This window comes from Dialister micraerophilus (assembly GCF_947090205.1).
GTDB lineage: Bacteria > Bacillota > Negativicutes > Veillonellales > Dialisteraceae > Dialister > Dialister micraerophilus.
Genome location: NZ_CAMUNF010000011.1, coordinates 26,218 through 50,626, shown reverse-complemented (window position 1 = coordinate 50,626; position 24,409 = coordinate 26,218). Strand labels below are relative to the sequence as shown.

The following is a 24,409-nucleotide window of genomic DNA, read 5'->3' as shown; positions in this document are numbered from 1 at the left end:
AAACAAAAACTTGAAAATTGGACTATATTTTTATGGAACAGATAAGAATAAACGGGCTTCCCGTTGCACCTAAAATATATGATCCGAGCAGTTTCAGTTTAGGAGAAAGTTTTGTGTCGGAAATTATCTCAAGTAAAGCTGACATGACACCCGAACTGATAATAATGCAATATGGAATAAATAATCCTTTGGCTAAAACAGTAGTAAAAGTAGGCGGAGTAACTCTACTTATGACAGGATATGAAATGTATCAAGATTATTATAAATATGACGGTTGGAACTTAGGTAAAGCTTGGGTTGCAGATGCTGTTCCTATAGGTGGAGCTATATTGGGTGACGGTATTGGTAATGCTTTGTTACCCGGTGTAGGTGCTGGTGCAGGGGCTTTTATTGGAAGTATAAACGGAGAATATTTTAAATTTCAAATAAAAGATGATATCCCGACTATAAAAGAAGAAAAAGCACGAGAAATATATGAAGGTGAAATAAGATGATAGATTTATTTCATAGGATTATACAAATAAATGATGTACGTATATGGTGCTTTTTTATAGGAATTTGGGTATTTATTTATCTGCTATTTACATATTTTTTAAAACAAAAAGAAAATAAATTAATTAAAGTGATTTTAATAGGTATACCTTCCGTTTTAATGATTTTAAGCTGTGTTATTGCATTTTTAGAAATGATAAATTCAATCAATTCTAACTTAAGCTTATTTAGCGCTATATGTTTCGAATTGGCAGGAATTACCGGAACAATATCGTTTAGGCTTCAAATGACTAAATATTCAAATATTTTTGTAAAAAAAGAATCTGATTATAAACGCTTAAGAGAAACATTTATATGTTGTTTTCTAGGAACAATAATTAGTATAATACCTATTATTTTATTGGGTTTATGTTTGAAAGATTAAAAGCCAAGTAATCTTATAGTAAAGAAATACACATAAACTCAAACAAAAACATAAATATAATAAGCAAAGAAAACACAACAACAAGAGAAACAAAAACGAAAAACGAAAACAAACAAATCGGAGCTGCAGTCGGAATACAAGGCATACAAGGAATAAATTTAAGTTACATGCAAAACAAAGGAAACTAAAAAGAGATAATACAAACACATACAATGTGCGAATAAAACACAAAACAACAAAAGAAACACAAAATAGTATAAATATAGGAATAGGAATCGACATACACAATGATGAAATATGATGTTTTGCGGCGTAAGGGTTTTGAATTGTTTAATACGTACCTTTCATCATAACTTTTTTTAAAAGAGATATTTACTACAGGTGTTTAAGTAAAAAATCGAAATAAGGATTTCTCCATATTCCGATTTTTTTATATTTTTAATTTTATTTACTTTCGAAGAATGCTTTGTATGCCAAGTATGTTCCGTAAATGTCCGCTTTTTCTACCAAATCGAACGGTGCGTGCATTGAGAGCATTGAAGTTCCGCAGTCTACTACTTCGGCGCCCCAGTTTGCTATCATGAATGCGATTGTTCCGCCGCCGCCTTGGTCTACTTTGCCGAGTTCGCCGATTTGCCAGCATACTCCCGCTTCGTTGAATATTGTTCTTATTTTGTGTAAAAATTCCGCATTTGCATCGTTACTTCCGGCTTTGCCTCGTGATCCTGTGTACTTTGTTACGCTTATTCCGTATCCGAGAAGTGCCGAGTTGGATTTTTCAGATACTTCGGGGAACATCGGATCCATGCAGCTGTTTACGTCTGCCGAGAGCATTTCACTGTTTTCCATTGTTTCGTAAAATTCCAAAAGGCTTCCTTGTCCTTGAAGTGCAAGCATTTTCATTACGAATTTTACAAAATATGAAGATTCCATTCCTGTGTTTCCGTAGGATCCTATTTCTTCTTTGTCGGTGAGCAGTGCGATTTGTGTGTATTCGCCTGCATTTGCGGCAAGTATTGCTTCCATATTGGAGAATGAGCATGCACGATCGTCTTGACCGTATGATGCGAGCATGGATTTGTCAAATCCTACGTCACGACTCTTCATTGCCGGTACGAGTTCAAGTTCTGCGGTTGCAAAATCTTCTTCTTCGATTCCGTATGTATCTTTGAGCAATTTCATGATTGCTTCTTTCGGTGTTTCACCGTCTTGTGAGTGTGTACCGATAAGTGCTTGTAATTGTTCTCCGGTTATTCCTTGTGCCATGGTTTTTTTCATTTGTTCTTGTGCCATGTGCGGAAGTAAGTCACTTATATAGAATACCGGATCGTTTTCATTCATTCCGATTGAAATTTCCACTTTCTTACCGGATTTTGTAAATACTACTCCGATAAGTGCAAGAGGAATACATGTCCATTGATATTTTTTTATTCCTCCGTAATAGTGTGTTCTGAAGTATACAAGTCCGTCTTGTTCATTTACGGGATTGGGTTTTAAATCCAGACGTGGAGAATCGATGTGAGATCCTACAATTTTTGTTCCTTCGTGTACCGGTTTTTTACCGATTACGGATAAAATTACGGATTTACCTTTTTGATTCCAATATACTTTGTCGCCGGCTTTGAGTGTTTTCATGTCGTATAGGGGTTTAAATCCGGCTTCTTTTGCACGTCTTATAATTTCCTCAGTTGCTAAACGTTCGGTGCGTGCGGTGTCCAAAAATTGTTTATATTTTTCACAAAGGTCAATTGCTGCTTGACGTTCTTTTTCGTTCATTCTTTGCCAAACTGTTTTTTTTCTGCTGTATGTTTCTTTCATTGCGTATCCTCCCTTTTCATTATGTACTTAGTATATATCTTTTCTTTTGTATTGTATACAATTTTCACTGATTTTCGGATTTTTATTGAATTATGACAACTTTTTCATGAGTTTTCTTATCATTTCTTCGTTTATCGCTCCGGGGATTATTTCTTTTACTTTACCTTCACTGTCGATAAATACGGATGTCGGGTATGCTTGTATGCTCATTTTTTTCGAAAGTTCACCGTCTTCGTCAAGAAGTACCGGTAAATTTTCAAATGTGTTTTTGTTGTACCATTGAATAAATTCTTCTTTTGTTTTTTCTCCATTTATACCGGGTGATACTACCGACAGAACAACAATATCTTCGCTGTTTTTTGCCATTGCATCGGTTTCCGGCAGTGTTTTGATACAAATTCCGCACCAGCTTGCCCAAAATTTTATATATACTTTTTTACCACGATAATCGGAAAGTTTGTATGTTTTTCCGTTAACGTCTTTAAGTTCAAAGTCCAACGGTTCGTCGTATACGGTACTTGTCGCTTCATCTTTATTTTCTACATCGTCAGATATAATTCCGCAGCCCGAGATTACACATATCATAAACATGGCGGCAAAAATCATCATTATGCTTTTTATTGTTTTATTCATGTTTTCTCCTTTTACGAAATGAGTGCGGTAAATGAGTTTATTTGTCCGCTTATAAGTAAAATTCCCATAAAAATAATTATCGCTCCGCCGATTTTTTTCAAAAGTACCATATGTTTTTTTATTGATGTAAAATAGTTCATACACCATGATGCCGCAAGTGTAATAATCATAAACGGTACTGCCATTCCTAATGCATATACGCCTGTAAGTATGAGTCCGTATATTGCCGATCCGTTTTGAGTTGCAGCTATTGCAAGTACGGATGCAAGTACGGGTCCTACGCATGGTGTCCAGCCGAAGCTGAATGTAAGCCCCAATAAAAATGAGCTTAGAATTCCGGTTTTTTCACTTTTTCTTGCCGTCATTGTTTTTTGTCGTTGAAGTATGCCGATATTTATGAGTTCCGTTTGATGTATTCCCAAAAGAATTACTATGAATCCCGTTATATATCGTGTATACGGATGATGTATCCATTTGCCCAAGACTCCGGCTCCCAATCCGAAGCTCAAAAAGACGGCGGACAGTCCCAGTATGAAAAATAGCGTTTTCAGTATCGAGTATATATTTACACTTTTTTCATGTTTTTCCGTTTCATCTGTAAGTTTTCCTATGTATACAGGAATCAAAGGAAATACGCATGGTGAAAAAAATGACAGTATTCCCGATATGAAAACCGTTCCGACAAATATGTCGTAATTTCCGTTCATGGTTCCTCCACTGTTTTACGAATTATTTCTTGCTTTTCAGAAGGTATTCGTAGCCTTCTTTTTCCATGTCTTTTTTCGGAATGAAACGAAGTGCGGCACTGTTTATACAGTATCTTTTGCCTCCGAGTTCGCTCGGCCCGTCATCAAATACATGTCCCAAGTGTGCATCTCCGCTTCTGCTTCTTACTTCCGTTCTGTGCATTCCGTAACTGTAGTCTTCGTGTTTTTTTATTACTTCGTCTGCAACCGGTTTTGAAAATGCCGGCCATCCGCAGCCTGAATCGAATTTGTCTTCTGATGAAAAAAGCGGTTCGCCTGTTGTTATGTCTACGTAAATACCTTCTTCGAATTTATCGAAAAATTCATTTTCAAATGCTCTTTCGGTTTTATTTTCACGAGTTACTTCATATTGGACAGGTGTAAGTTCTTTTTTCAGTTCTTGATCACTCTTTTTTGTGTACATTCCTTCATCTATTAAAGGTTCGTATGCTTTTGCTATGTTTATGTGACAGTAACCGTTAGGATTTTTTTCCAGATATTTTTGATGGTATTCCTCGGCTAAAATATAATTTTTCAACGGTTCAATTTTTACGAGTATTTTCCTTTCGTAATTTTTTTGTTTTTCGTCAAAAAATTTTTTTATCACTTGCGCATCCGCTTCATCTACATAAAAAATTCCGCTTCTGTATTGCGCTCCGTAGTCGTTTCCTTGTCTGTTGTATGTGGTCGGATTTACTACTCTCAAGTAAAAGAGCAGTATTTGACGAAGTGTAATTTCATTTTCATCATATATTACATGTATTGTTTCGGCATGTCCCGTCACAGCTACTTTTTCATAGTCAGTTTCATTTGTTTTTCCGTTTGCGTATCCGCAGTCTACATGTTTTATTCCATGAATTCTTGTAAAATATGCTTCCATTCCCCAGAAGCATCCTCCTGCCAAGTATATTTCTTTCATTTGTGCCTCCTATATCGAGATTTATATATATTATACTCATATTTGTTTATTTTACAAATTAATAAACAATGTTTTTATTTTTTTAACATATTTTTGCGTAAAAAAAAGACCCTGCTGTATAAGCAAGGTCTAATTTTAATTTCGGATTGCTTTCAAACGTACTATTGCACGTTGGAGTGCAAGTTTTGCACGTTCGATGTCCGTACCGGCTTTGCGTGCTTTAATTCTTTCTTGAGCTCTTTTTTGTGCTTCTATTGCACGAGCTTCGTCGATATTTTCAGCAAGTTCTGCCAGCGGTGCGATAATCGTTACTTTGTTATCTTTGTTTTCAAGAAAACCGCCGAATACCGCAACTTTCTGCTCTTTATTTCCTGTATGGATACGTACTGCGCACATATCCAATGCGGATGCTAAAGGCAGGTGATTTTTCATTATTGCAAATTCTCCGTCCGATGCACGAGCTACTACCATTGTTACGCCGTCGGCTACATATATCGGGCCATCCGGTGAAATGATTTCAACGTGCATTGGAGATGTAAGGGTATCAGCCATGGCTTATTCCCCTTTCTTCATCGATGCAGCCTTTTCAATTGCTTCGTCAATGGTACCTACCATGTAGAAGGCACCTTCCGGCAAGTCGTCATGCTGTCCTGAGAGTATTTCTTTGAAACCTCTGATGGTTTCTTTCAAAGGTACATAACGTCCCGGAGAACCTGTAAATTGTTCCGCTACGAAGAAAGGTTGTGAGAGGAATCTCTGAATCTTTCTTGCACGTGCAACGATGACTTTGTCTTCGTCGGACAATTCTTCCATTCCCAAAATTGCAATGATGTCTTGCAATTCTTTGTATCTCTGAAGTATTGCCTGAACTCCACGTGCTACTTCGTAGTGTTCTTCACCCAAGGTATTGGGGTCGAGTATACGGCTTGTGGAGTCGAGAGGATCCACTGCCGGATAAATTCCCAATTCTGCAATTGAACGGTTCAATACCGTTGTTGCGTCCAAGTGTGTAAATACTCCGGCCGGTGCCGGGTCTGTCAAGTCGTCTGCCGGCACGTATACCGCCTGAACGGATGTAATGGATCCGTCTTTTGTGGATGTAATACGTTCTTGCAGTTCACCTATGTCGGTTGCGAGTGTAGGCTGGTAACCTACGGCTGACGGCATACGTCCGAGCAATGCAGATACTTCTGAACCTGCTTGTACGAAACGGAATATGTTGTCAATGAAGAGCAACACGTCCTGTCCTTGTTTGTCACGGAAGTATTCAGACATTGTAAGTCCTGTCAGTGCAACACGCATACGTGCTCCCGGCGGTTCGTTCATCTGTCCGTATACCAGTGCGGCTTTGGACAATACGCCGGATTCTTTCATTTCACCCCAAAGGTCGTTACCTTCACGGGTACGTTCACCTACTCCGCAGAATACTGAGCATCCTGAGTGTTCGGTTGCAACGTTGTGAATTAATTCCTGAATTAAGACCGTTTTACCTACGCCGGCACCGCCGAACAGACCGATCTTACCACCTTTTGCGTATGGTGCAATCAAGTCTACGACTTTTATACCGGTTTCGAAAATTTCAGCCGCCGGTGCCTGATCTTTAAATGCAGGCGCAGCGCGGTGAATCGGCCAATAATCAGACGCTTTTACTTCTTCAGTACCGTTGTCTACGGTTTGTCCCAATACGTTGAATATACGTCCGAGACATCCGTCACCTACCGGTACTGCAATTGCGCGTCCTGTATCTACGGCTTTCATTCCTCTGACCATGCCGTCGGTGGAACTCATTGCTACCGCACGAACGACACCGTCGCCCAAGTGCTGCATGGTTTCACAGATGACATCAACAGGAACATTGCCGTTTTCATCTTTTACGTGAATTGCGTTATAGATGGCAGGGAGTTCCTGATCGTCCTTAAAAGCAATATCGACAACTGCGCCGATTACTTGAACGACCTTACCCACCTGCCCCTCATGTTCATTTGCCATGAAGAAGCATTCCTCCTTCTTTTATTTAGTGCAGATTATTCAAGAGCTGCCGCACCGCCGACGATTTCGGAAATTTCGTTGGTAACTTGTGCCTGACGTGCTTTGTTGTACGTAAGGTTGAGTTCCGAGATTTTTTCCGCTGCATTGTCGGTAGCTGCGGACATTGCCGCCATACGGCTGCCCAGTTCGGATGCCGCTGATTGCAGCATCGCATTATAAACTTGCACTTGGATATACTGGGGAAGCAGTTTGGATAATACTTCCGAAGCGTTCGGAAGGAAAATATATGGTTCTTCTTCCTGAACTTCTTCCATTTCAATATTTTCCGGTGCTGCCGCCTCATGATCTTTCGGAACTTCTATAGGAAGCAAGCGAGAAACCATGACCTTCTGGCGAAGAGCCGTATAGAATTTAGTATAAATAATGTATACCTCATCTACTTCTTCATCTGAGAATTGCTGAATCATTTGTTCAGAAAGTTCTATAGAATTGGAAGCTTGAGGTTTGTCTGAAAAGCCGAAGTGGTAAGAATCCGTCTTGTATCCACGGAAATTCAGGTATTTTTTAGCCTGTTTTCCGCATACAAAGAGTTTGTATGTAGACGGATCTTTGCCGGAGATCTCCTGGATAGTGCGTTTCATAACGTTAGAGTTATAAGCGCCCGCCAATCCTTTGTCACCGCAAATTACCAAGTAACCAACTTTCTTGGATTCACGTACGTCTAGCAAAGGACTGTCGAAATCCGGGGTCGCCGAAGAAGCACGGCGCATAAGCTCTCCGATCTTTTCAGCATATGGAAGGGAGCCTTTTGCTTTTTCTTCTGCTTTACGCAGACGTGCAGCAGCTACCATCTTCATTGCTTTCGTAATCTGTTGGATGTTGGTGACAGATTTAATGCGCCCTTTTATATCACGCGTACTCTCCACTCAGATCACCCCTCTACCGTTTCAGACTGCTTTGCTGATTTTATTGCATTGTAACGTTCTTTGAATTCTGCAATTGCTTTACGCAAGTTTTCTTCCGTTGCTTCGATGAGTTTCTTTTCCGTGCGGATAGATTCTCCTACTTCCGGATGGTTTGTATGCATAAAGTCGAGTAATTGCTTTTCAAAGTTTACAACTTCATCAACTTCAATATCATCGAGATATCCTTTAACACCTACATATATAGCCATAACCTGGTCTTCTACCGGATATGGGTTATATTGCGGCTGTTTAAGAATTTCCGTTGTTCTTTGACCACGGTCGATTTGTGCCTTTGTTGCGGCATCAAGGTCGGAACCGAACTGCGCAAATGCAGCCAATTCACGGAATTGTGCCAAGTCAAGACGAAGTGTACCGGCAACTTTCTTCATCGCTTTGATTTGTGCGGATCCACCTACACGGGATACAGACAAACCTACGTTGATAGCCGGACGTACACCTGAGTAGAATAATCCTGTTTCAAGGAATATCTGACCGTCGGTAATAGAAATAACGTTTGTAGGAATATAAGCACCTACGTCACCTGCCAATGTTTCGATAATCGGAAGTGCAGTAATGGAGCCGCCGCCCAATTCTTCGGACAAACGTGCAGCACGTTCCAACAATCTTGAGTGCAGGTAGAATACGTCACCCGGATAAGCTTCACGTCCCGGCGGACGACGAAGCAAGAGTGACATGGCACGATATGCAACAGCGTGCTTGGACAAGTCATCATAAATTATGAGAACGTCTTTGCCCTGGTGCATGAAGTGTTCCGCGATGGAAACACCTGAATACGGTGCCAAGTATTGCATCGGAGAACCTTCCGCAGCACCTGCGTGTACGATTACGGAGTAGTCCATTGCTCCTGCTTCTTTGAGTCTTTCATACACACGAACTACGTTGGAGTTCTTCTGTCCGATGGATACATATACACAAATTACATTTTGACCTTTCTGGTTCAAAATGGTGTCGATCGCAATAGCTGTTTTACCTGTACCGCGATCGCCTATGATAAGTTCACGCTGGCCTCTGCCAATCGGAACCATCGAGTCAATACATTTAAGACCTGTTTGCAGCGGTACATTAACCGGCTGTCTTTCGGCAATGCCCGGTGCTTTAATTTCAATGTCACGATAAGCATCAGTTTTGATATCGCCTTTTCCGTCGATAGGCTGACCCAGGGAGTTGACAACACGGCCGATAACCGCATTGCCTACCGGCACCTGCATCAAGCGATCGGTTCTTTTTACCGTATCGCCTTCTTTAATGGTTTCGTGTTTACCTAAAAGAACGGCACCTACGTTGCTTTCTTCCAAGTTTAACGCCATACCATATACGCCATTCGGCAGCTCGAGCAATTCGCCGGCCATACAGTTTTCCAATCCATAAATATGGGTAATACCGTCACCGACTTCCAGAACTGTACCTATTTCATCAACATTGAGGTCTACTTTGTAGTTTTCAATCTGTTTTTTAATCACAGATATGATTTCATCTGAACTGATTTTCATTTCCTATAAGTCACCTCAACCTCACTGTATCATCATCGCTTTAAGTGCATTCAGCTGTCTAACTACAGAACCGTCAATCAATCGGTCCCCAATCTGAATTGTGAAACCTCCGATAAGTGCCGCATCAACTTTTTGCTTCAAAATGATTTTGCAACCGAGCTGTGCTCCAAGTTTTTCTTTAATCATTTCCGCCTGTTCGTCTGTCAATGGAACGGCAGTTGTAACAATTGCCTCTTCCATTCCCAATCCGTGGCATGCCAAATTGTTATATATTTCCACCATATCACCGAAAAGATTCATATGTTCTTTATCAATGACTACATAGCAGAAATTCAGCACCAACGTTGAAACTTTGTCTGTAAATAGACTTTCTATAGTATTTTTCTTGATATTCTTTGCAAGAATAGGATGAGTCAGCAAATTTGAAAGTTCCGCGTTTTCCTTTAAGGTATCCGCAATCAATTTCAAATCGTTGCCGATCGATTCCAAACTCTGCGTTTCAGCGGCAATGTCATAGATAGCACGTCCGTACTTTTTTGCAAGGATTACGTTCTTATCCATAATCATTTACCCGATTTGACCGCACCCAATTTTGTGATGCTGTCTTCTATAATCCGGCCATTTTCTTCCGGAGTCATATTTTTGCTGATGATCTTCGCAGCAATATCGCAAGAAAGAACGGCAACCTGTGCTTTCAGATCATCAAGAGCATCCTTGCGTTCCCTTTCAATCTGTTTCGTTGCGTTTTCTTTTTCCTGCTCTATAGCGATATGAGCGGCCTCAATCTGTTCTTCAGCTTTGACTTTCGCTTCTTTTACCGCCTGAGTTACAATTTCCTGCGCTTTCGCCTGTGCGTTCCGGAGCTGTTCTTCATAACTGTCTTTCAACTTTGCCGCATCGGCTTTAGATGCAGCAGCTGAATCCAAGTCGTTTTGAATACGTTGCTTACGCGCATCCAATACCTTAATTATCGGCTTGTATGCAAAATGCCCCAAAATAGCGACGAGAATAATAAAGTTGAGGATCTGAATCAGCAGTGTACCATTAAGTTCTACCAATGAGCTCCCCTCCTTAGGCTAACAAATAAAATTGAATTAGCCGAGGAACGGGTTGGCGAATACAAGAACGATAGCGATAACTACTGCGATAATCGGAATAGATTCTACCAAACCGATAGCAACGAGCATGTTTGTGAAGAGCTGGCCTGCCAATTCCGGCTGACGAGTCATTCCGTCGATAGCACGTACTGCTACGCGGGAGTCACAAAAAGATGCAGAAGCTGCTGCCACACAAGCAATAATGGTAGCTGCAATAAGAGAAAACTGAACAACAATTGTCTGATCCATGATAATAATTCCTCCTGAGAATTAAACTTTTTTCTATTTTTACCGGATTTCGGCCGGCACCGTATTTCCTTTTACCGAAGGTACGGTTCGCGGTTTACTCGACACTCGATTTCAAATAAATCGACACGAGGGTGGTAAATATGTAAGACTGAATCAACCCCACGAAAAGGCTGAATGCAATCCAGATAATAGGTACTAACCACGGCGCCATGAAACACAAAATTTCAAGCAGAATTTCACCTGCCAAAATATTTCCGAACAGACGCATTGCCAATGTAATAGGCTTTGATATCTCTTCAACTACATTGATAACTACAAAGAACGGCATCGGTTGGAAAAAATGTTTAATCCAATGTCCAAATCCGCTGTTTTTAATTTTGAAGAAATGAACGAACAGCGATGATCCTATAGCCAGTCCCAATGTCGTATTTACATCGTTTGTAGGTGATGCCGTTAAATGTTCTGTCGGCAACAATCCTATTTCGTTTGCTACGAATATAAACATGAATAATGTAAGAAGTACATAAACTACTTGTCTGTAGTTTTTTCCCACATTCTTTTCAAACTGGTCACAGAGTGCTTCAATGACAAATTCTACCGCATTTTGAATTCCGCTCGGAACCAATGCTCTTCCTCTACTTGCCATAAAGACAACAATGAAAACTATAATAGCTGTAAGCCATGTAGTAAAGAGAGTGTCCAAATTGACACCCATACCCAAAAATTGTGCAACAACGTGTGTACCCGTATGAAGATGCATAATCTCACCTCCTCCCTCTTACGAGAATGTCAAGAAAAGATTTATTTCTTAATAACATTGACCGCACGTTCAAATAATGACGCCAGCGGCAATGAAAGTAAGCCACCTATAAGACCGATTACGTTAAGCGGTGTATAAATTACAACTACCGCCGCTATTACAATCTCAAGTATAAATCTCAATCCGGCATAACCTGCAATTTTTTTACCTATTGCGGTCGGTTCTGCATCTTTCGATACCCATTTAAAGTATCGAATTCTCAATACATAGAAAAAAGCAGCATGGAAAAATGATCCTATTGCCCATGCAAGACCGGCTTTCCAACCCCATATAACTGTAATTAATGCAGTCCCGATAATAAGCATGCCGGTAAGCCAAATAATCATTCGCTTTGCATACATAGGGAAAGTCTGATCATACATCATTTGTCATTTCTTCTCCAACATCTGCTTTATTAATGATAATAGTCCTAAAATCGCACCGAAAACCGTTCCGAGCATTACGCCGAACGGTCCTGATGCCAAATATTTATCACAAGTATCTCCGAGCCAAAATCCTATAGCTATAAAAATCAAAAGTGTTATTCCCGCTGCCGCTGCAGATGCAACGATATGTACAGGATTGAATTCGGATTTTTTACCGCTTTCTTTTTTAACTTTTTGTTTCATAACCGTACCTATATTTGCAACTCGGCCGATAAATGCAACTTATACAAATTAAAGGTTGTACGCAAACGGCATACAACTTCAATAAATAAGCATAACACCACTTACACATTCCTTATTGTATCATAAGAAATCTTACTTTGCTATAAATAAAGACGGTTTTTTATTACTTATTTTTTCTATATACAAGAGAGTTTGTGCAATTCTTTGTGACGACTTTCCGTCTCCGTAGGGATTTACAGCTTCCGACATTTTGCGGTATTCATCTTCCAAGGTCAATAATTTATACGCTTCATTGTATATTTTATCTTCATCGGTTCCCACGAGCTTTACGGTACCGGCATTTATTGCTTCCGGTCGTTCGGTCGTATCACGAAGTACAAGTACGGGTTTACCCAAACTCGGCGCTTCTTCCTGTATTCCTCCCGAATCCGTCAAAACTATGTCGCATCTTGACATAAGGTTGGTAAACGGTTCATATTCCATAGGTTCAACGAGGTGTATCTGAGGTATTCCCAAAAGTTCCTCTCTTACAGATTTTCTTACCAAAGGATTTCTGTGTACGGGAAATACTACTTCCGTATCCGGTACATCTTTCACGAGTCTTTTCAATGCACGATATACATGGTGCATCGGTGCGCCCAAGTTTTCTCTTCTATGTGTAGTCACAAGTATTACACGCTTGTGTTCTTCTATGTTTTGTATTTCTTTATCTTCAAATTCGTAATCTTTTTTCACCGTATGAAAAAGTGCGTCTATTACCGTATTTCCTACAACGAAAACGGTATCGGGATTCTTGCCTTCACGAAGAAGGTTGGATTGTGCAACTTCAGTGGGTGCAAAGTGTATGTTTGCAACAACTCCTGTCAATCTTCTATTTGCTTCTTCAGGAAACGGAGATCTCAAATTACCCGTACGAAGTCCGGCTTCCACGTGTGCAACTTTTATTCCTTTGTAAAATGCTGCAAGTGCGGCGGAAAACGTTGTAGTCGTATCTCCATGTACGAGTACATAATCAGGTTTTTCTTTTTCAAGAACTTCTTCAAGTCCGCAAAGCACACGTGAAGTTATATCGTACAAAGATTGACTTTTTTTCATTATGTCCAAATCGTAATCTACCGGCAAGTTAAATAAATCTACCACTTGGTCGAGCATTTCACGATGCTGTGCGGTTAAACATACTTTTACATCGAATTCTTCGTGTTTCAAAAGTTCTTTCACTACCGGTGCCATTTTTATAGCTTCCGGACGTGTGCCGAATATTGTCATAACCTTCACGACTTTTTTCCTCCGTTCGTTTCACATTCCTTTTTTTGATTTCTTTTACCGCTCATTACTCCCAATTTTTTTACCCATATAAGGAATAGAATTAGAGCAATCAACGCAAGCAATACACCTATCCACAAACTTAAATGTATAACGAGTAATGCAAAGCATGAGAAGAATGCCGTAAGCGCATACATTATCAAAACAACTTGTTTTTGACTCAAACCTTGCGCAAGCAATCTGTGGTGCAAATGATTTTTATCCGGTGAAAAAATCGGTACTCCGGACAATTTACGTCTTACAATCGCAAGAAGTGTATCCATAATAGGCACCGTAAGTGCTATAAGCGGTACCAAAAGTACTGCCATGGCGGCAGTTTTCACCGCTCCTATTACCGACACCGCAGCAATAACGTATCCCAAGAACATGGAGCCGGTATCACCCATAAATATTTTTGCGGGATTGAAATTGTACTGCAAAAACGCTATACAAGATCCCGACATTGCAATCATTGCCGCCGCCGGTATCCATTGTCCCATTTGAAATGCCATCAGTGCAATTGCAATGGATGCGATAGATGCGACTCCGGCAGCCAAACCGTCCAGTCCGTCAATCAAATTTACCGTATTTACAAATCCCACTATCCAAAATATGGTAAGAGGAACCGAAATAAATTCGGATAAATATATCATTCCGAAGTAAGGAAGTACCAACCATTTTATACTTACACCGAAAACACATACCAATACTGCCGCAGATATTATTTGTCCGGCCAACTTTACTTTTGCCGGCAATGAAAATTTATCATCCGATATACCCACAAGCACCAAAACGGTAGAACCTATAAGAATTCCCGTCATTTCATAAGTCAATCCTATGGTTGAAACAACGGAAACGACAAATCCTGCATATATCGCCAATCCGCCCAAACGCGGTATCAAACCATGATGAACTTTTCTGGCATTCGGCTTATCTACTGCTCCCCACTTTACTGCAAGAGTCTTGACTAACGGTGTCAATACAAATGTAACCGCAAGTGCAGTAATGAAGGTCCACACATATGCCAAAATAACACCTCCAAAAAGTTTATGTATTTAAGTTTACGTCTTTATACTACCATACAAAATAAAAAGGGACATATATATTTTACATTACTCATGTTATTATACAATTATTGTCTACTTGTATCAAAGAAATATTAAGATTTATAATCGACTTATGACATAAGTCCATGATGATTTATAATGTAAATGGTATTATATTAATAAAACATATAGAAAGAGCTTTAATTTTGAAAGAAGGAGCTTCAACTTTGAATTTTATAAAAAAACATCCATATATATGCTTGGGATTATTTTCACTTATAATTTTTTTACTCGGAAGTTACAATCTTCCCATAACCGATACGGTTGAGTCGAATTATGCTCAAACTGCAAAAGAAATGCTTATTGCAAAAGATTGGATATCACCGCAAATTTACGGAAGATATTGGTATGACAAACCGATTTTTTACTATTGGGAATTGATGATTTCATTTTCCGTCTTCGGTTTTACGGAAATTGCGGCACGTATACCCGGAGCCGTTTTCGGTATGATCGGAGTGCTTTTCACCTATGACTTCACCTCAAAAGTTTACAGTCAAAAAACAGGATTTCTTGCATCACTTATTTTAATTTCGTCTTTTGAAATGTGGCTTTTAACTCATTCGGTACTTACCGATGTAACGCTGTTTTTGTTTATGAGTATGTCGGTAGCGTATTTTTACTTAGGTTATACACGAAACAAAAATTATTATTACTTGTGCTACATTACCGCTGCACTTTCAACTTTGACAAAAGGTCCTGTCGGACTTGCACTTCCGGGACTTGCCTGTGTAATCTTCCTTTTGTACAAAAAAGATATTAAAGAACTTCTCAAGGTAAAACTCATCTTCGGAATAATTCTTTTCTTGATTATTACATCAAGTTGGTACGGAACAATGTACGGTATACACGGAAACGATTTTCTGCTTAATTTCTTCGGAGTTCATAATTACCTTCGTGCGACGGTTTCCGAGCATCCTGCACAAAATGTATGGTACTTCTACATACTTATGTTCTTTGTCGGATTTGCACCTTGGAGCTTTTTCCTTGTATACAAAATGTACAAAAAATATAAAGAAAAAACTCTTTCTTTCAAAAAATCTGACAGTTTATTTCAGCTTTTGATAATTTATTCCGTTGTTGTTTTTGCATTTTTCCAATGTATAGCTACAAAGTATACGACTTATACATTCCCGATGTTGTTTGCACTTTCCATAATGACGGCAAAATTATACACTTCGAATTTCAAAAAAATAATAAATGTCTCCGTTGTTTTTTCCGTAATTTATACTTTACTTTTAATTTTTGCTGCACCGCCTTACATGGCCATGAACGCCGGCAAAGAAACGGGAGAATTTCTGAAGTTTGAGGCTTCATCCGAAAAACCTGTTTACTTTTATGAAAATTACAGTACAAGTATGGTTTTTTACAGTGACAGAAAAATATATTCCACTGTCGAGGATAACGAGTTTGAAGATGTAAAACCCGGAAAATTGGATTGGAACGCAAAAAATGTTATGCCTCTTATAAAAAAGAGTACGGCATTAAACGACAAAGATTGCTACATAATCACGAAAAATAAAAAAATCGATAAATTTAAAAATGAAATAAGTAAAATAAAGGGTGCGAATATACAAATTGTAAAAAGTGATGCAAGTTATACAATTTGGCACAAAACACAGAAATAAAAAAAGAGATGACTTTGCAAAATGATACCTTATCGAATATGACGGTATATCAAATCGCATTGTCATCTTTTTTCATTATTTCATGATTTCATTTTTTCATATGTTTCATAATCCCGATAAACTCTCTTGTCTATAGGATCGTAGTGCAAATCGGTTTCTTTCATAAATTCTATTATTTTGTACATGTTTACATGTATGTTATAGTAATCGGCCAAAAGACGATGAAGTTCTTCAAGGGAAATATATTTTCTTGCCGAAAGCAGTACGGAAAGCATGTCCGACATTCTTATCTTTTCACGTCCTCTGTAAAACAGACGTGTTTTACCCATTCTTCTGCACGAGAAATGTTCATAATCTTCCGCAAGTATGGATACATAGAACCAATATCCGAATCCCGCATCGTCAATTTTGTGCGTAAATCCGTCTTTACGAAGTGATGTTACGGTGAAAAATTCTCCCGGTTTTACTTTTTCCGCTACCGCATTGCAATAGTCTTTCAATGTGTCTTTTGTTATTCCTTTTTCTTCCAATTTCCTTATATTTATGTATTTATGCGGTTCAAATTCAATTATTTCATATTTTGCACAAAGGTCATAAAGTGTCGATATAAATGTCACGCAATTTCTTATGTGTCTGTTCAAATTGCCGATGTCTATTATATCGTCTTTCGTAAGCATGTGTTTAAAATAACTCAATGCCGAATCGTATGTATTTTTTATAATGTAACCCGTATATACTTTAAATCCCAACGTTTTTAATGTATACGGATTTATCGCAGATATACTTTTATACGGAAATTGAGATTTGTATATTTGTTTTACTTCGAGTATCGCATAGCAATCTTGAGTAAGAAGTTCTTTCATCTTTTCAAATTCTTCATGAGGTAAATTGTCTGCCGACAATGTATAAACACCGTCATAAAAATAATCGTCAAAGTTCTTCATGTAACTTCCTATTACCGTTTCAGCTTTTACACCGTATTGCTTTTCATACATTTTTGCAAAATCTTTTACCGAAATCGGTGCATATTGCAAAAGCATTTCCAATACTTGATTGTCGGTATTCGGATTTCCGAATTCCATTGTGGGCATTCTTCCGAATTTTATATATGTATTTTCTTTCGGGATTATCTTTTTGAGTAAATTATGAAATTCGTATTCATCATGTATATCGTATCTTCCCATGAGTTTAGGATAGTCGTTTATAAATTTCAAAGTCGACAATTCCACGTCTTCGTATTGCTCCAAATCCAATGTGTCGAATAAATCTTCATAATCTTGTCCGGCTATATCGTAATATCTGAAGCTCTTTCCCTGATTCCATAAAACGTAATTGCATTCACTCAATTGATTTATATATGCTCTGTCCTCTATCCAAAGTGCCGTTTCGTTATCTATACCGTTTTCCTTTAAAAAATTCATGTATATTTCACGAAATTTGTCAAACCTCGTTTGTTCTTTGCAATACTTTTTCACTACGTACTTGACAAGTTCCGGACGATTTTTTCTTATTGCGGTCGCACCTATTCTTACATAATCTTTGTAAATTACGGGTTCGAGCATTTTTTTCATTTGCGAAGGTATGTTTTCGTCAAAAAGAATTTCTTCGTCCAGTTCTTTTTTGTCACCGTTTTTTACTCCGCATATGGTTTTCAAGTACATATACGTTTCTACCGGTTCGGAAAACGCTTCACAAAATTCGTCTTCGTTTATATGGTAATTTTCGTAAAGGTAAATATATTTGTTTTCTTTTACATCCGGAAAACCTGAAATTACCTTGCTTACTATTTGTCTTACACGTTCTCGTGTAAGATCGAATTCTTTTGCAACATCCTCAAGCGTTTTTCCGGAGAAACGGCTACGCACTATTTCTTTTGTCCTCTGTTTCGGTATTTTATCCAAAATTTCCGAAAAGGAAGGTAAATAAAGACATATTTTCCCTTTTTCAAAGCAAATTATTTTTCCTTTTTCCATATTTTTCAAAATATCTTCCATAATTTCCGTTTTTTGCAGACATTCCGGAATTATTTCAAATATTTCGCTTTTACTTGCATAATGATTTCTTTTCAGGAAAAATATTATTTTGCCGTTCAGAAACATTTTTATCGGCTCATATTCGATAAGCGATTTCAAAAATGTTTTTTCATCGTATCTGTTTGTGATGAATATGTGCAGAAGTTGCAATACTGCTACATTTTTATTTCTATTTACATACGGTACAAGTTCTTCAATTATACGGTTTAAAATTTTGTAATTTTTGAGAAGGAATTTCGCTTCTTCCGAGGTGGCTTTATCGTATAAATCTCTCGATTCCAAGGTTTTGTAAAAGAAGTCCCACATACTTTTATATTTCGCTATTCCCAGTGAATATATTTCAGATATGGATTTGTCCCACAATTGGGTATAAAGAAATATATTTTTTTCGCAGAGTTTTTCTTTCATCTCGTCATCGAAGTCGCCGGCGCTTATAAGTAAATTTTCTTTCCTTATATTTTCATCTTTTTCAGATCTGCACTTCGTTTTTTCTTTTATGTCCAACGTGCCTTTGTCTATAAGTATAAATTTGGAATTATCGCCCGTTTCAAGTTCTTTGAGAACTCTTTCCACTTCTTCCACACTGAGGCGTCCCATTCCGTAGATCATATTTAAATCATTGCTTTTGGCATATTCAATTAAACTTCCTATTGTATGAACTTCCGCTCGTCTTAAACAGTTGTTTGTTCTTGTTGAAAGCTCCAATACATCTATAAAATCATCTTTTGTTATGAATTTCATTTCCATTCTCCAAATAATTTTATTTCCGTTCTGCGAATAATTACTTTACCGTATATTTATTCATCTTTATAATAGAACTTTAACTAAATTACGTCAAGAATGTAAATATTTCATTTTTCAGGTAAAGAAAAAACGACCCCGAGGGTCGTTTTTTTCACTAGGAGTGTAAAAAATAAAGGGAGTTAGAAAGGAGTGAGATTTATGATTGGGATTTCATAATCTCTTAACGGATTTTGTCCGTCTTTCTCTAAAAGCGTGGTTTTCCATCGCTTCCGAATTCATTATAACAGATTTAAGTGTATTTGAAAAGTCTTTTTCAAAATATTTTTTAATAATAAATGAAATTTTAATTTTATTTATGTTTTCAAGTTGTTTAAGCTTTTATTTTAGCTTGTACCTAAATGTGTTTTATTTCATTTTTTCGAATGCGTCTTGCGCAGCTTCAAGGAATTGTTTGTAGGATATTGTTGCGCCGGATATTCCGTCCACTTTTGAAATTTCCTGTTTCTGCAAAAGTGCTTGTGCGTATTCACCGTTTGCTTTTACTGCCGCTTGCGCTTTGTTGTAAAATGCTTTGTTTTCTATTTCTCCGTTTGTTTTTCCGTAGTCTTCACCTTTTACGGTTCCGTCTTTTTGTATTCCTTCAAATTGCACATCGGCTATTTTGTGATCTTTTATGGTTACTGTGAGTTTTCCTATTCCGCCTCTGTTGTCCGGTGAGCTGGTTCCCGTATATGTTCCGTCTTTTGCTTTTTCGAGTATTTCTTTTGTATTGTTCAATACATTTTTTTCATTTTCGTTTTCAGGTTTTGCGGAGTCGTTGTTTCCGCATCCTGCGCTTGCAATTGCAAGTGCGCTTGCCATCAACAAAAGTGTGTATTTTTTCATTCGTTTTCTCTCGCTTTCCTCATATGTCCATGTTCGATTATTACTTTGTGTTTTGCCGCTCTTCCTACTTCGTCGGAGTGTGTAACGGTAATAATCGTATGTCCTTCGGCATTGAGTTCACGGAATATTTCCATTACAAGTTCCTGATTTTTTTCATCAAGGTTTCCTGTAGGTTCGTCCGCCAAAAGCAATACGGGGTAATTTATCAATGCTCTTGCTATACATACACGTTGTTGTTCTCCTCCGGAGAGTTCTCGCGGTAAGTGGTCGGCTCTGTCTTTGAGTCCTACTCTTTCGAGTACTTCCAACGCTTCCTGTTTGTCGGGTACGCTGTGATAGTATTGTGCAACCATCAGATTTTCAACTGCTGTAAGGTAGGGTATAAGGTGAAATTGTTGAAATACCATTCCTATTTTGTCTCGTCTTATACGTGTAAGTTCGTCCGTTGTAACGTCACGCAGATTTATTCCGTCAAGTATTACTTCTCCCGATGTTGCTCTGTCCATGCAACCTATTATGTTCATAAGAGTTGTTTTTCCCGATCCTGACGGTCCCATGATTGCAAGCCAGTCGCCTTTTTCAACTGTCAAGTTTACTTCTTTAAGTGCCGGCACTTTCCCTCCATATAGCATGGATACGTCTTTTAATTGTAATAAACTCATATTTTCTCCTTATTCGCCTCGTAAAACTATCGCCGGTTCTATTTTTACCGCAGTTCTTACCGGTATAAGACTTGCCAGTGATGTAATCAATATGGAAATTATTATTGAAAATATTGCCACGCTGAATGAAAATCCTATTTCTCTTCCGAATACGTTCATTCCTACCGCTTGTGCAAATATATATCCGCATGCGGTTCCTACTATTCCTCCGAAGAGTCCGAGCATTCCGCTTTCGCCCAAAAATTCAAATGCTATATTTTTGTTGCTTGCTCCGAGTGCTTTTTTCAGTCCGATTTCTTTTCTTCTTTCGGATACCACTTCCGTCATTGTAGTGCCTACGCATACCAATGTAAGGAGCAATACGACAAGTGTTACCAAAAGTACCAATGCTTGCAATTTTGCCAGCACCGCAGCTTCCGATCCTGCAATTTGTTTGACTATTTGTGATTGTACTTCTTTGTCTTGCGAGTGAAGTTTGTTTTCAAATGCTTGCAGTTTGCTTTCGTCCGCCACTACAGATACTTGTACAACGCTTACTTGTCCTTCTTTTTCCGTCATTTGTTGAAGTATCGAAAGGTCGACATATGCAAATTGTTCTTCTTTACCGCCCGTTCTTACTATTCCGCTTACGGTAAATTTTTCTTCCACGTTTCCGTCATGTGTGCTTACTATTAAAGTGTCTCCGATTTTTGAACGGTATTTTTGTGCTATGTCGTTTCCGAGAAGCATTTCTTTGCTGCCTTTTTTAGGCATTTTACCTTCTATTTGCCAGTACGGACTGACTTTCTTCAAAACGTCGAAGTCCGTTCCGCCCGTAAGTACGGGACTTTCATTTATTTTAAGTCTTTCGTATAGGAACGGTGATGCTCCTACAAGTTCTTTTTTGTCCAAGAGTTTATATATTTCAGCAAGTTTGCTTTGATCGAATGTCTTTTTTCCGTCTGCCGGTATTAAAAGCAGGTTCGCACCGTAAGCACGAAATTCCCTTCCCATTTGTTCGGGTACTTCTTTGTATACCGTCATCATTCCGGATATTATTGTCGCTCCGATTGCAACTGCAAGGAGTGCAATGAACATACGTAATTTTCTTCGCATCAATGCATTAGTTACCAAAACCAAGTACATTTTAAGTTTCTTTATATTCATTTCATCACCTGCCATGCAATACATTTGCCGGACGTAATTTGAGTATCATACGGATTGCGGGCAAACTTCCCAATAAAATCATAAATACAAGAAGTAAAAATAAAATAGGAATGACTCCGCGATTTACAGCGATTGCGGAGTTGAATACCGCATGTCCGATAATTTGTGCAAATCCCAGTCCTACTATGTATCCGACAACTGCACCTATAAGTCCCGCTATAAAAATTTCCGTCAGTACATAGATTGCAACAGCTCTGTCGGTAGCTCCGAGTGCTTTCAAAAGTCCGAGTTCACGACTTCTTTCCATAATGTTTGCGCTTACAAGGTTTGATACTCCCATTGTTGCGGAAAGAAGTGAAAGTATGGTAATCAGCAACATGAGCATTTCGGTTTTGTTCAATATTTTACCTTCGGATTCCGCTATTTGTCGTACGGGTCTTGCTACCGAGTCGGGTATTACTTCTTCTATTTGGAAAGCTATGGATCCTACGTATGCCGTACAGTACCACACTTCGTATTCTTTCAGCGACAGACTTTTCGGGTTTGCCGCAGCTTTTCTTGCCAAATCGTTTTCCGGTGTGGTTATCGCACTTACCGTTATGGAGTCCACTTTTCCTTCAAGTCCCAACATTTTTTGTACTGCAGGAAGTTGTGCGACAATTTCTCCGTCTTCTTCGCCTCCGCCGTTTACTATTCCTACGACTTTCAATTTTTCTTCTCCGCCTTTTCCTTGGCATGAAAGTTCGTCACCGTTTTTAATATTCATTTTATCGGCGAGTTTTTTCCCGACAAGTACTTCGGAGGGATTGTTTTCGCTCGGCCAACTTCCGGATACTTGCCACCATGATTTCATATATTGTTCACCTGTGGAAAATATATCATCGGTAGGAAGTACCATGTTGTGGTCGAACCATGTTCCCGTAACGGAAACTTCATTATTTCCTTTGAGTGTTACTTTCCCGTTAAGATGCGGAGAAAGTGCCACAATATTATTTGCCCAGAAAATCGTTTTCAAACTTCCTATTGCCGAATCGGGCAAGTATTCTTTCGGTGCTTTTTCATCGTCAAGTCCGTATATGTCTTTGAGTATAGATGAATTTTTGGGTGTTACGGTAATGTTTGCGCCGAATGCTTTGAGTTCCTGATTTACTTTACTTCCTACGTCAAACATTACATTAAGCATCGCTGTAGCAAGCGATATACCCAGTGCAACCGTCAATGCCACGAAAAGAAGTTGTCTTCCCTGTCTTAACATGGCATTTTTCACCATTTGCCAAAACACTGTTTTCTCCTTTCTTTAACGGAAGTATTTTTCACCTTCGTCCAATAAATTTTGCTCTATTTGTAAATTACCGTCATTTACCGAGTATTTAAGAGGAATGGGGTTACATCCGCCCTTCATTCCTATTGTGGACTTGTTCATAACTACGTCACAGAGTTTACATACTATTTGTCCTTCACGTTCAATGTAACCGGTAGCTCCGCAAATTTCACATGCGTCAAATCCCACACCGTATGCCGAGCCGCCTTTCAGTACAACGATAAATCTTACCGCCGTACCTTTTTGAGTGTGATATGCAAATCTGTGCAAGTGTCCGTCATTTACTTTGCTTAGCGGTATCGACACGACATTGTTTACGGCTGTTACGTTTACTGCCGGAACAAGTTCTTCTTTTTTGTGCGCATACATATTTCCGACACTTGAAATCAAAATCATTGCGACAAGGTATACAACCATCGCCTTACCCCATCTCTTCTTATGTATGTCGGATGCAATGACTTTTCTATATTGTGCCGGATTTTCATTATCTTTACGTGCCGGCCTTTTTTGAAGAAAGAGTGCAAAAGGTACTGCAAATGCAACTGCAAAAACTATAAATACAAATTGCGATTGATGATCTATGAGCGGACCCATTATGTTTATGAGTTTTTGCAAAGGAAGTATGTTTCTTGCCATCAATATTTGTACTATGTATACAATTTGCTGGAAAAGAAGTGCCGCCGTTTGAATTGCAAATACGACATAGAGTCTTTTACTTCTCAAGGAACGTGCAGAACGATAAACAAAAATCGAACCCATCCATGCAAATAAAAGTCCTACAACCGCTCCCAAAATTTTTATTGCGGTTTCAATTGAAACAATTACTTCGGCAGTGGTTACAGTCGTCACCGGCACAATCAAAATTTCCATTCCGTAATACAGGAAAAGTGATACGACCGTAAGCATTATGGAATTTCTGAATAATTCCTTTCTTAATTCACTTACAGTTTCCGATCTCAAAAATTGCAGCAGCAGTACTTCACCGCAAATTGCCGTAAATGCCGTTATTCCTTCAAAAACTTCACGACTTACGGCAGTTCTCGTGCCTTGTTTTACCGCCATAATGAAAATCGAACCCCAAAATCCCCAGTATGCAGCTTTTTTAAAGTAACGTACAAATCGACCTTTTTCACGATTGTCAAGCATTGCCGCCAATACGGAAAGCGGTATCAGAAGTGCTATACCGTGTTCCATGACAGGTATTAATTGTCTCAAAAACAATTGCAACATTTGCATTCGAGGTTTCCTTTCAAATAAATAACCGACCGAGGGTTTCCCCGCCGGTCGGCTGAATTTCAATTCGGAAAAAACGTT

General features: G+C 38.7%; 26 protein-coding genes. 4 read left to right on the top strand and 22 right to left on the bottom strand.

What is annotated here, in order from left to right:
- Positions 1-32 precede the first annotated feature (32 nt).
- The 3 genes from P6922_RS05755 to P6922_RS06025 are packed head-to-tail and all read left to right on the top strand — an operon-like array spanning position 33 to position 1,104.
- A complete protein-coding gene (locus tag P6922_RS05755; protein WP_276875011.1) occupies positions 33-494 on the top strand; it encodes a hypothetical protein in 462 nt (153 codons plus the stop codon).
- Positions 491-916, top strand: a complete 426-nt coding sequence (locus P6922_RS05750; protein WP_276875010.1) for a hypothetical protein — start codon at positions 491-493, stop codon at positions 914-916. Before P6922_RS05755 ends, P6922_RS05750 begins: the two co-directional genes overlap by 4 nt.
- 26 nt (positions 917-942) lie before the next feature.
- Entirely contained in the window at positions 943-1,104 is a 162-nt protein-coding gene (locus P6922_RS06025) for a hemagglutinin repeat-containing protein (protein ID WP_423777938.1), read from the top strand.
- Positions 1,105-1,360: 256 nt separating this feature from the next.
- Here the strand turns inward: P6922_RS06025 and P6922_RS05745 are convergent, their stop codons facing one another.
- The 16 genes from P6922_RS05745 to P6922_RS05670 all read right to left on the bottom strand — a co-directional run bounded on the left by P6922_RS05745 (position 1,361) and on the right by P6922_RS05670 (position 14,601).
- Entirely contained in the window at positions 1,361-2,734 is a 1,374-nt protein-coding gene (locus P6922_RS05745; RefSeq protein WP_276875009.1) for an aminopeptidase, read from the bottom strand.
- A gap of 90 nt (positions 2,735-2,824) precedes the next feature.
- Positions 2,825-3,367 (bottom strand): TlpA family protein disulfide reductase, encoded by a 543-nt coding sequence (locus P6922_RS05740; protein ID WP_276875008.1) that lies wholly within the window; start codon positions 3,365-3,367, stop codon positions 2,825-2,827.
- An 11-nt stretch (positions 3,368-3,378) separates the two neighbouring features.
- Positions 3,379-4,074, bottom strand: a complete 696-nt coding sequence (gene ccdA2 / locus P6922_RS05735) for a thiol-disulfide oxidoreductase-associated membrane protein CcdA2 (RefSeq protein WP_276875007.1) — start codon at positions 4,072-4,074, stop codon at positions 3,379-3,381.
- Positions 4,075-4,096: 22 nt separating this feature from the next.
- Positions 4,097-5,032 carry a peptide-methionine (R)-S-oxide reductase MsrB gene (msrB, locus tag P6922_RS05730; protein ID WP_276875006.1) on the bottom strand — a complete coding sequence of 312 codons (936 nt, stop codon included), beginning with the start codon at positions 5,030-5,032 and terminating at the stop codon, positions 4,097-4,099.
- A gap of 135 nt (positions 5,033-5,167) precedes the next feature.
- Positions 5,168-5,584: an ATP synthase F1 subunit epsilon gene (gene atpC / locus P6922_RS05725; protein ID WP_007555845.1), complete on the bottom strand. Its 417-nt coding sequence runs from the start codon at positions 5,582-5,584 to the stop codon at positions 5,168-5,170.
- Between the two features lie 3 nt (positions 5,585-5,587).
- Positions 5,588-7,021 carry a F0F1 ATP synthase subunit beta gene (gene atpD, locus P6922_RS05720; protein ID WP_007553602.1) on the bottom strand — a complete coding sequence of 478 codons (1,434 nt, stop codon included), beginning with the start codon at positions 7,019-7,021 and terminating at the stop codon, positions 5,588-5,590.
- A 35-nt stretch (positions 7,022-7,056) separates the two neighbouring features.
- The gene (atpG, locus tag P6922_RS05715; RefSeq protein ID WP_007553673.1) at positions 7,057-7,947 is read right to left on the bottom strand and encodes an ATP synthase F1 subunit gamma; all 891 of its coding nucleotides are present in this window, start codon (positions 7,945-7,947) and stop codon (positions 7,057-7,059) included.
- Between the two features lie 5 nt (positions 7,948-7,952).
- Positions 7,953-9,497, bottom strand: coding sequence for a F0F1 ATP synthase subunit alpha (gene atpA / locus P6922_RS05710; RefSeq protein WP_276875005.1), 1,545 nt, complete (start codon positions 9,495-9,497; stop codon positions 7,953-7,955).
- Between the two features lie 21 nt (positions 9,498-9,518).
- Positions 9,519-10,058 carry an ATP synthase F1 subunit delta gene (gene atpH / locus P6922_RS05705; protein WP_276875004.1) on the bottom strand — a complete coding sequence of 180 codons (540 nt, stop codon included), beginning with the start codon at positions 10,056-10,058 and terminating at the stop codon, positions 9,519-9,521.
- A 2-nt stretch (positions 10,059-10,060) separates the two neighbouring features.
- Positions 10,061-10,555: a F0F1 ATP synthase subunit B gene (atpF, locus tag P6922_RS05700; RefSeq protein ID WP_276875003.1), complete on the bottom strand. Its 495-nt coding sequence runs from the start codon at positions 10,553-10,555 to the stop codon at positions 10,061-10,063.
- Between the two features lie 36 nt (positions 10,556-10,591).
- Positions 10,592-10,843, bottom strand: a complete 252-nt coding sequence (atpE, locus tag P6922_RS05695; RefSeq protein WP_276875002.1) for an ATP synthase F0 subunit C — start codon at positions 10,841-10,843, stop codon at positions 10,592-10,594.
- A gap of 94 nt (positions 10,844-10,937) precedes the next feature.
- On the bottom strand, positions 10,938-11,603 hold the full coding sequence (gene atpB, locus P6922_RS05690; RefSeq protein WP_007553795.1) for a F0F1 ATP synthase subunit A: 666 nt from the start codon (positions 11,601-11,603) through the stop codon (positions 10,938-10,940).
- Positions 11,604-11,644: 41 nt separating this feature from the next.
- Positions 11,645-12,028, bottom strand: coding sequence for an ATP synthase subunit I (locus tag P6922_RS05685; RefSeq protein WP_007555850.1), 384 nt, complete (start codon positions 12,026-12,028; stop codon positions 11,645-11,647).
- 3 nt (positions 12,029-12,031) lie between these two features.
- Positions 12,032-12,271, bottom strand: coding sequence for an AtpZ/AtpI family protein (locus tag P6922_RS05680; protein ID WP_007553628.1), 240 nt, complete (start codon positions 12,269-12,271; stop codon positions 12,032-12,034).
- 132 nt (positions 12,272-12,403) lie between these two features.
- Positions 12,404-13,546: a non-hydrolyzing UDP-N-acetylglucosamine 2-epimerase gene (gene wecB, locus P6922_RS05675; RefSeq protein ID WP_276875001.1), complete on the bottom strand. Its 1,143-nt coding sequence runs from the start codon at positions 13,544-13,546 to the stop codon at positions 12,404-12,406.
- Positions 13,543-14,601: a glycosyltransferase family 4 protein gene (locus P6922_RS05670; RefSeq protein ID WP_423777904.1), complete on the bottom strand. Its 1,059-nt coding sequence runs from the start codon at positions 14,599-14,601 to the stop codon at positions 13,543-13,545. Before P6922_RS05670 ends, wecB begins: the two co-directional genes overlap by 4 nt.
- 245 nt (positions 14,602-14,846) lie before the next feature.
- On the opposite strand from P6922_RS05670, the gene P6922_RS05665 reads away from it, so the two are divergent.
- Entirely contained in the window at positions 14,847-16,304 is a 1,458-nt protein-coding gene (locus P6922_RS05665; RefSeq protein WP_276875000.1) for an ArnT family glycosyltransferase, read from the top strand.
- 80 nt (positions 16,305-16,384) lie between these two features.
- Here the strand turns inward: P6922_RS05665 and P6922_RS05660 are convergent, their stop codons facing one another.
- From P6922_RS05660 to P6922_RS05635, 6 genes are all read right to left on the bottom strand, one after another.
- Entirely contained in the window at positions 16,385-19,078 is a 2,694-nt protein-coding gene (locus tag P6922_RS05660; protein ID WP_276874999.1) for a DNA-directed RNA polymerase subunit alpha C-terminal domain-containing protein, read from the bottom strand.
- 408 nt (positions 19,079-19,486) lie between these two features.
- A complete protein-coding gene (locus tag P6922_RS05655) occupies positions 19,487-19,966 on the bottom strand; it encodes an FMN-binding protein (protein ID WP_007553606.1) in 480 nt (159 codons plus the stop codon).
- Positions 19,963-20,628, bottom strand: coding sequence for an ABC transporter ATP-binding protein (locus P6922_RS05650; RefSeq protein WP_007553765.1), 666 nt, complete (start codon positions 20,626-20,628; stop codon positions 19,963-19,965). Before P6922_RS05650 ends, P6922_RS05655 begins: the two co-directional genes overlap by 4 nt.
- Before the next feature lie 9 nt (positions 20,629-20,637).
- Positions 20,638-21,774 (bottom strand): ABC transporter permease, encoded by a 1,137-nt coding sequence (locus P6922_RS05645; RefSeq protein WP_276874998.1) that lies wholly within the window; start codon positions 21,772-21,774, stop codon positions 20,638-20,640.
- A 4-nt stretch (positions 21,775-21,778) separates the two neighbouring features.
- A complete protein-coding gene (locus tag P6922_RS05640; protein ID WP_276874997.1) occupies positions 21,779-23,056 on the bottom strand; it encodes an ABC transporter permease in 1,278 nt (425 codons plus the stop codon).
- 15 nt (positions 23,057-23,071) lie between these two features.
- The gene (locus P6922_RS05635; protein WP_256998182.1) at positions 23,072-24,331 is read right to left on the bottom strand and encodes a DUF2318 domain-containing protein; all 1,260 of its coding nucleotides are present in this window, start codon (positions 24,329-24,331) and stop codon (positions 23,072-23,074) included.
- Between the last annotated feature and the right edge of the window lie 78 nt (positions 24,332-24,409).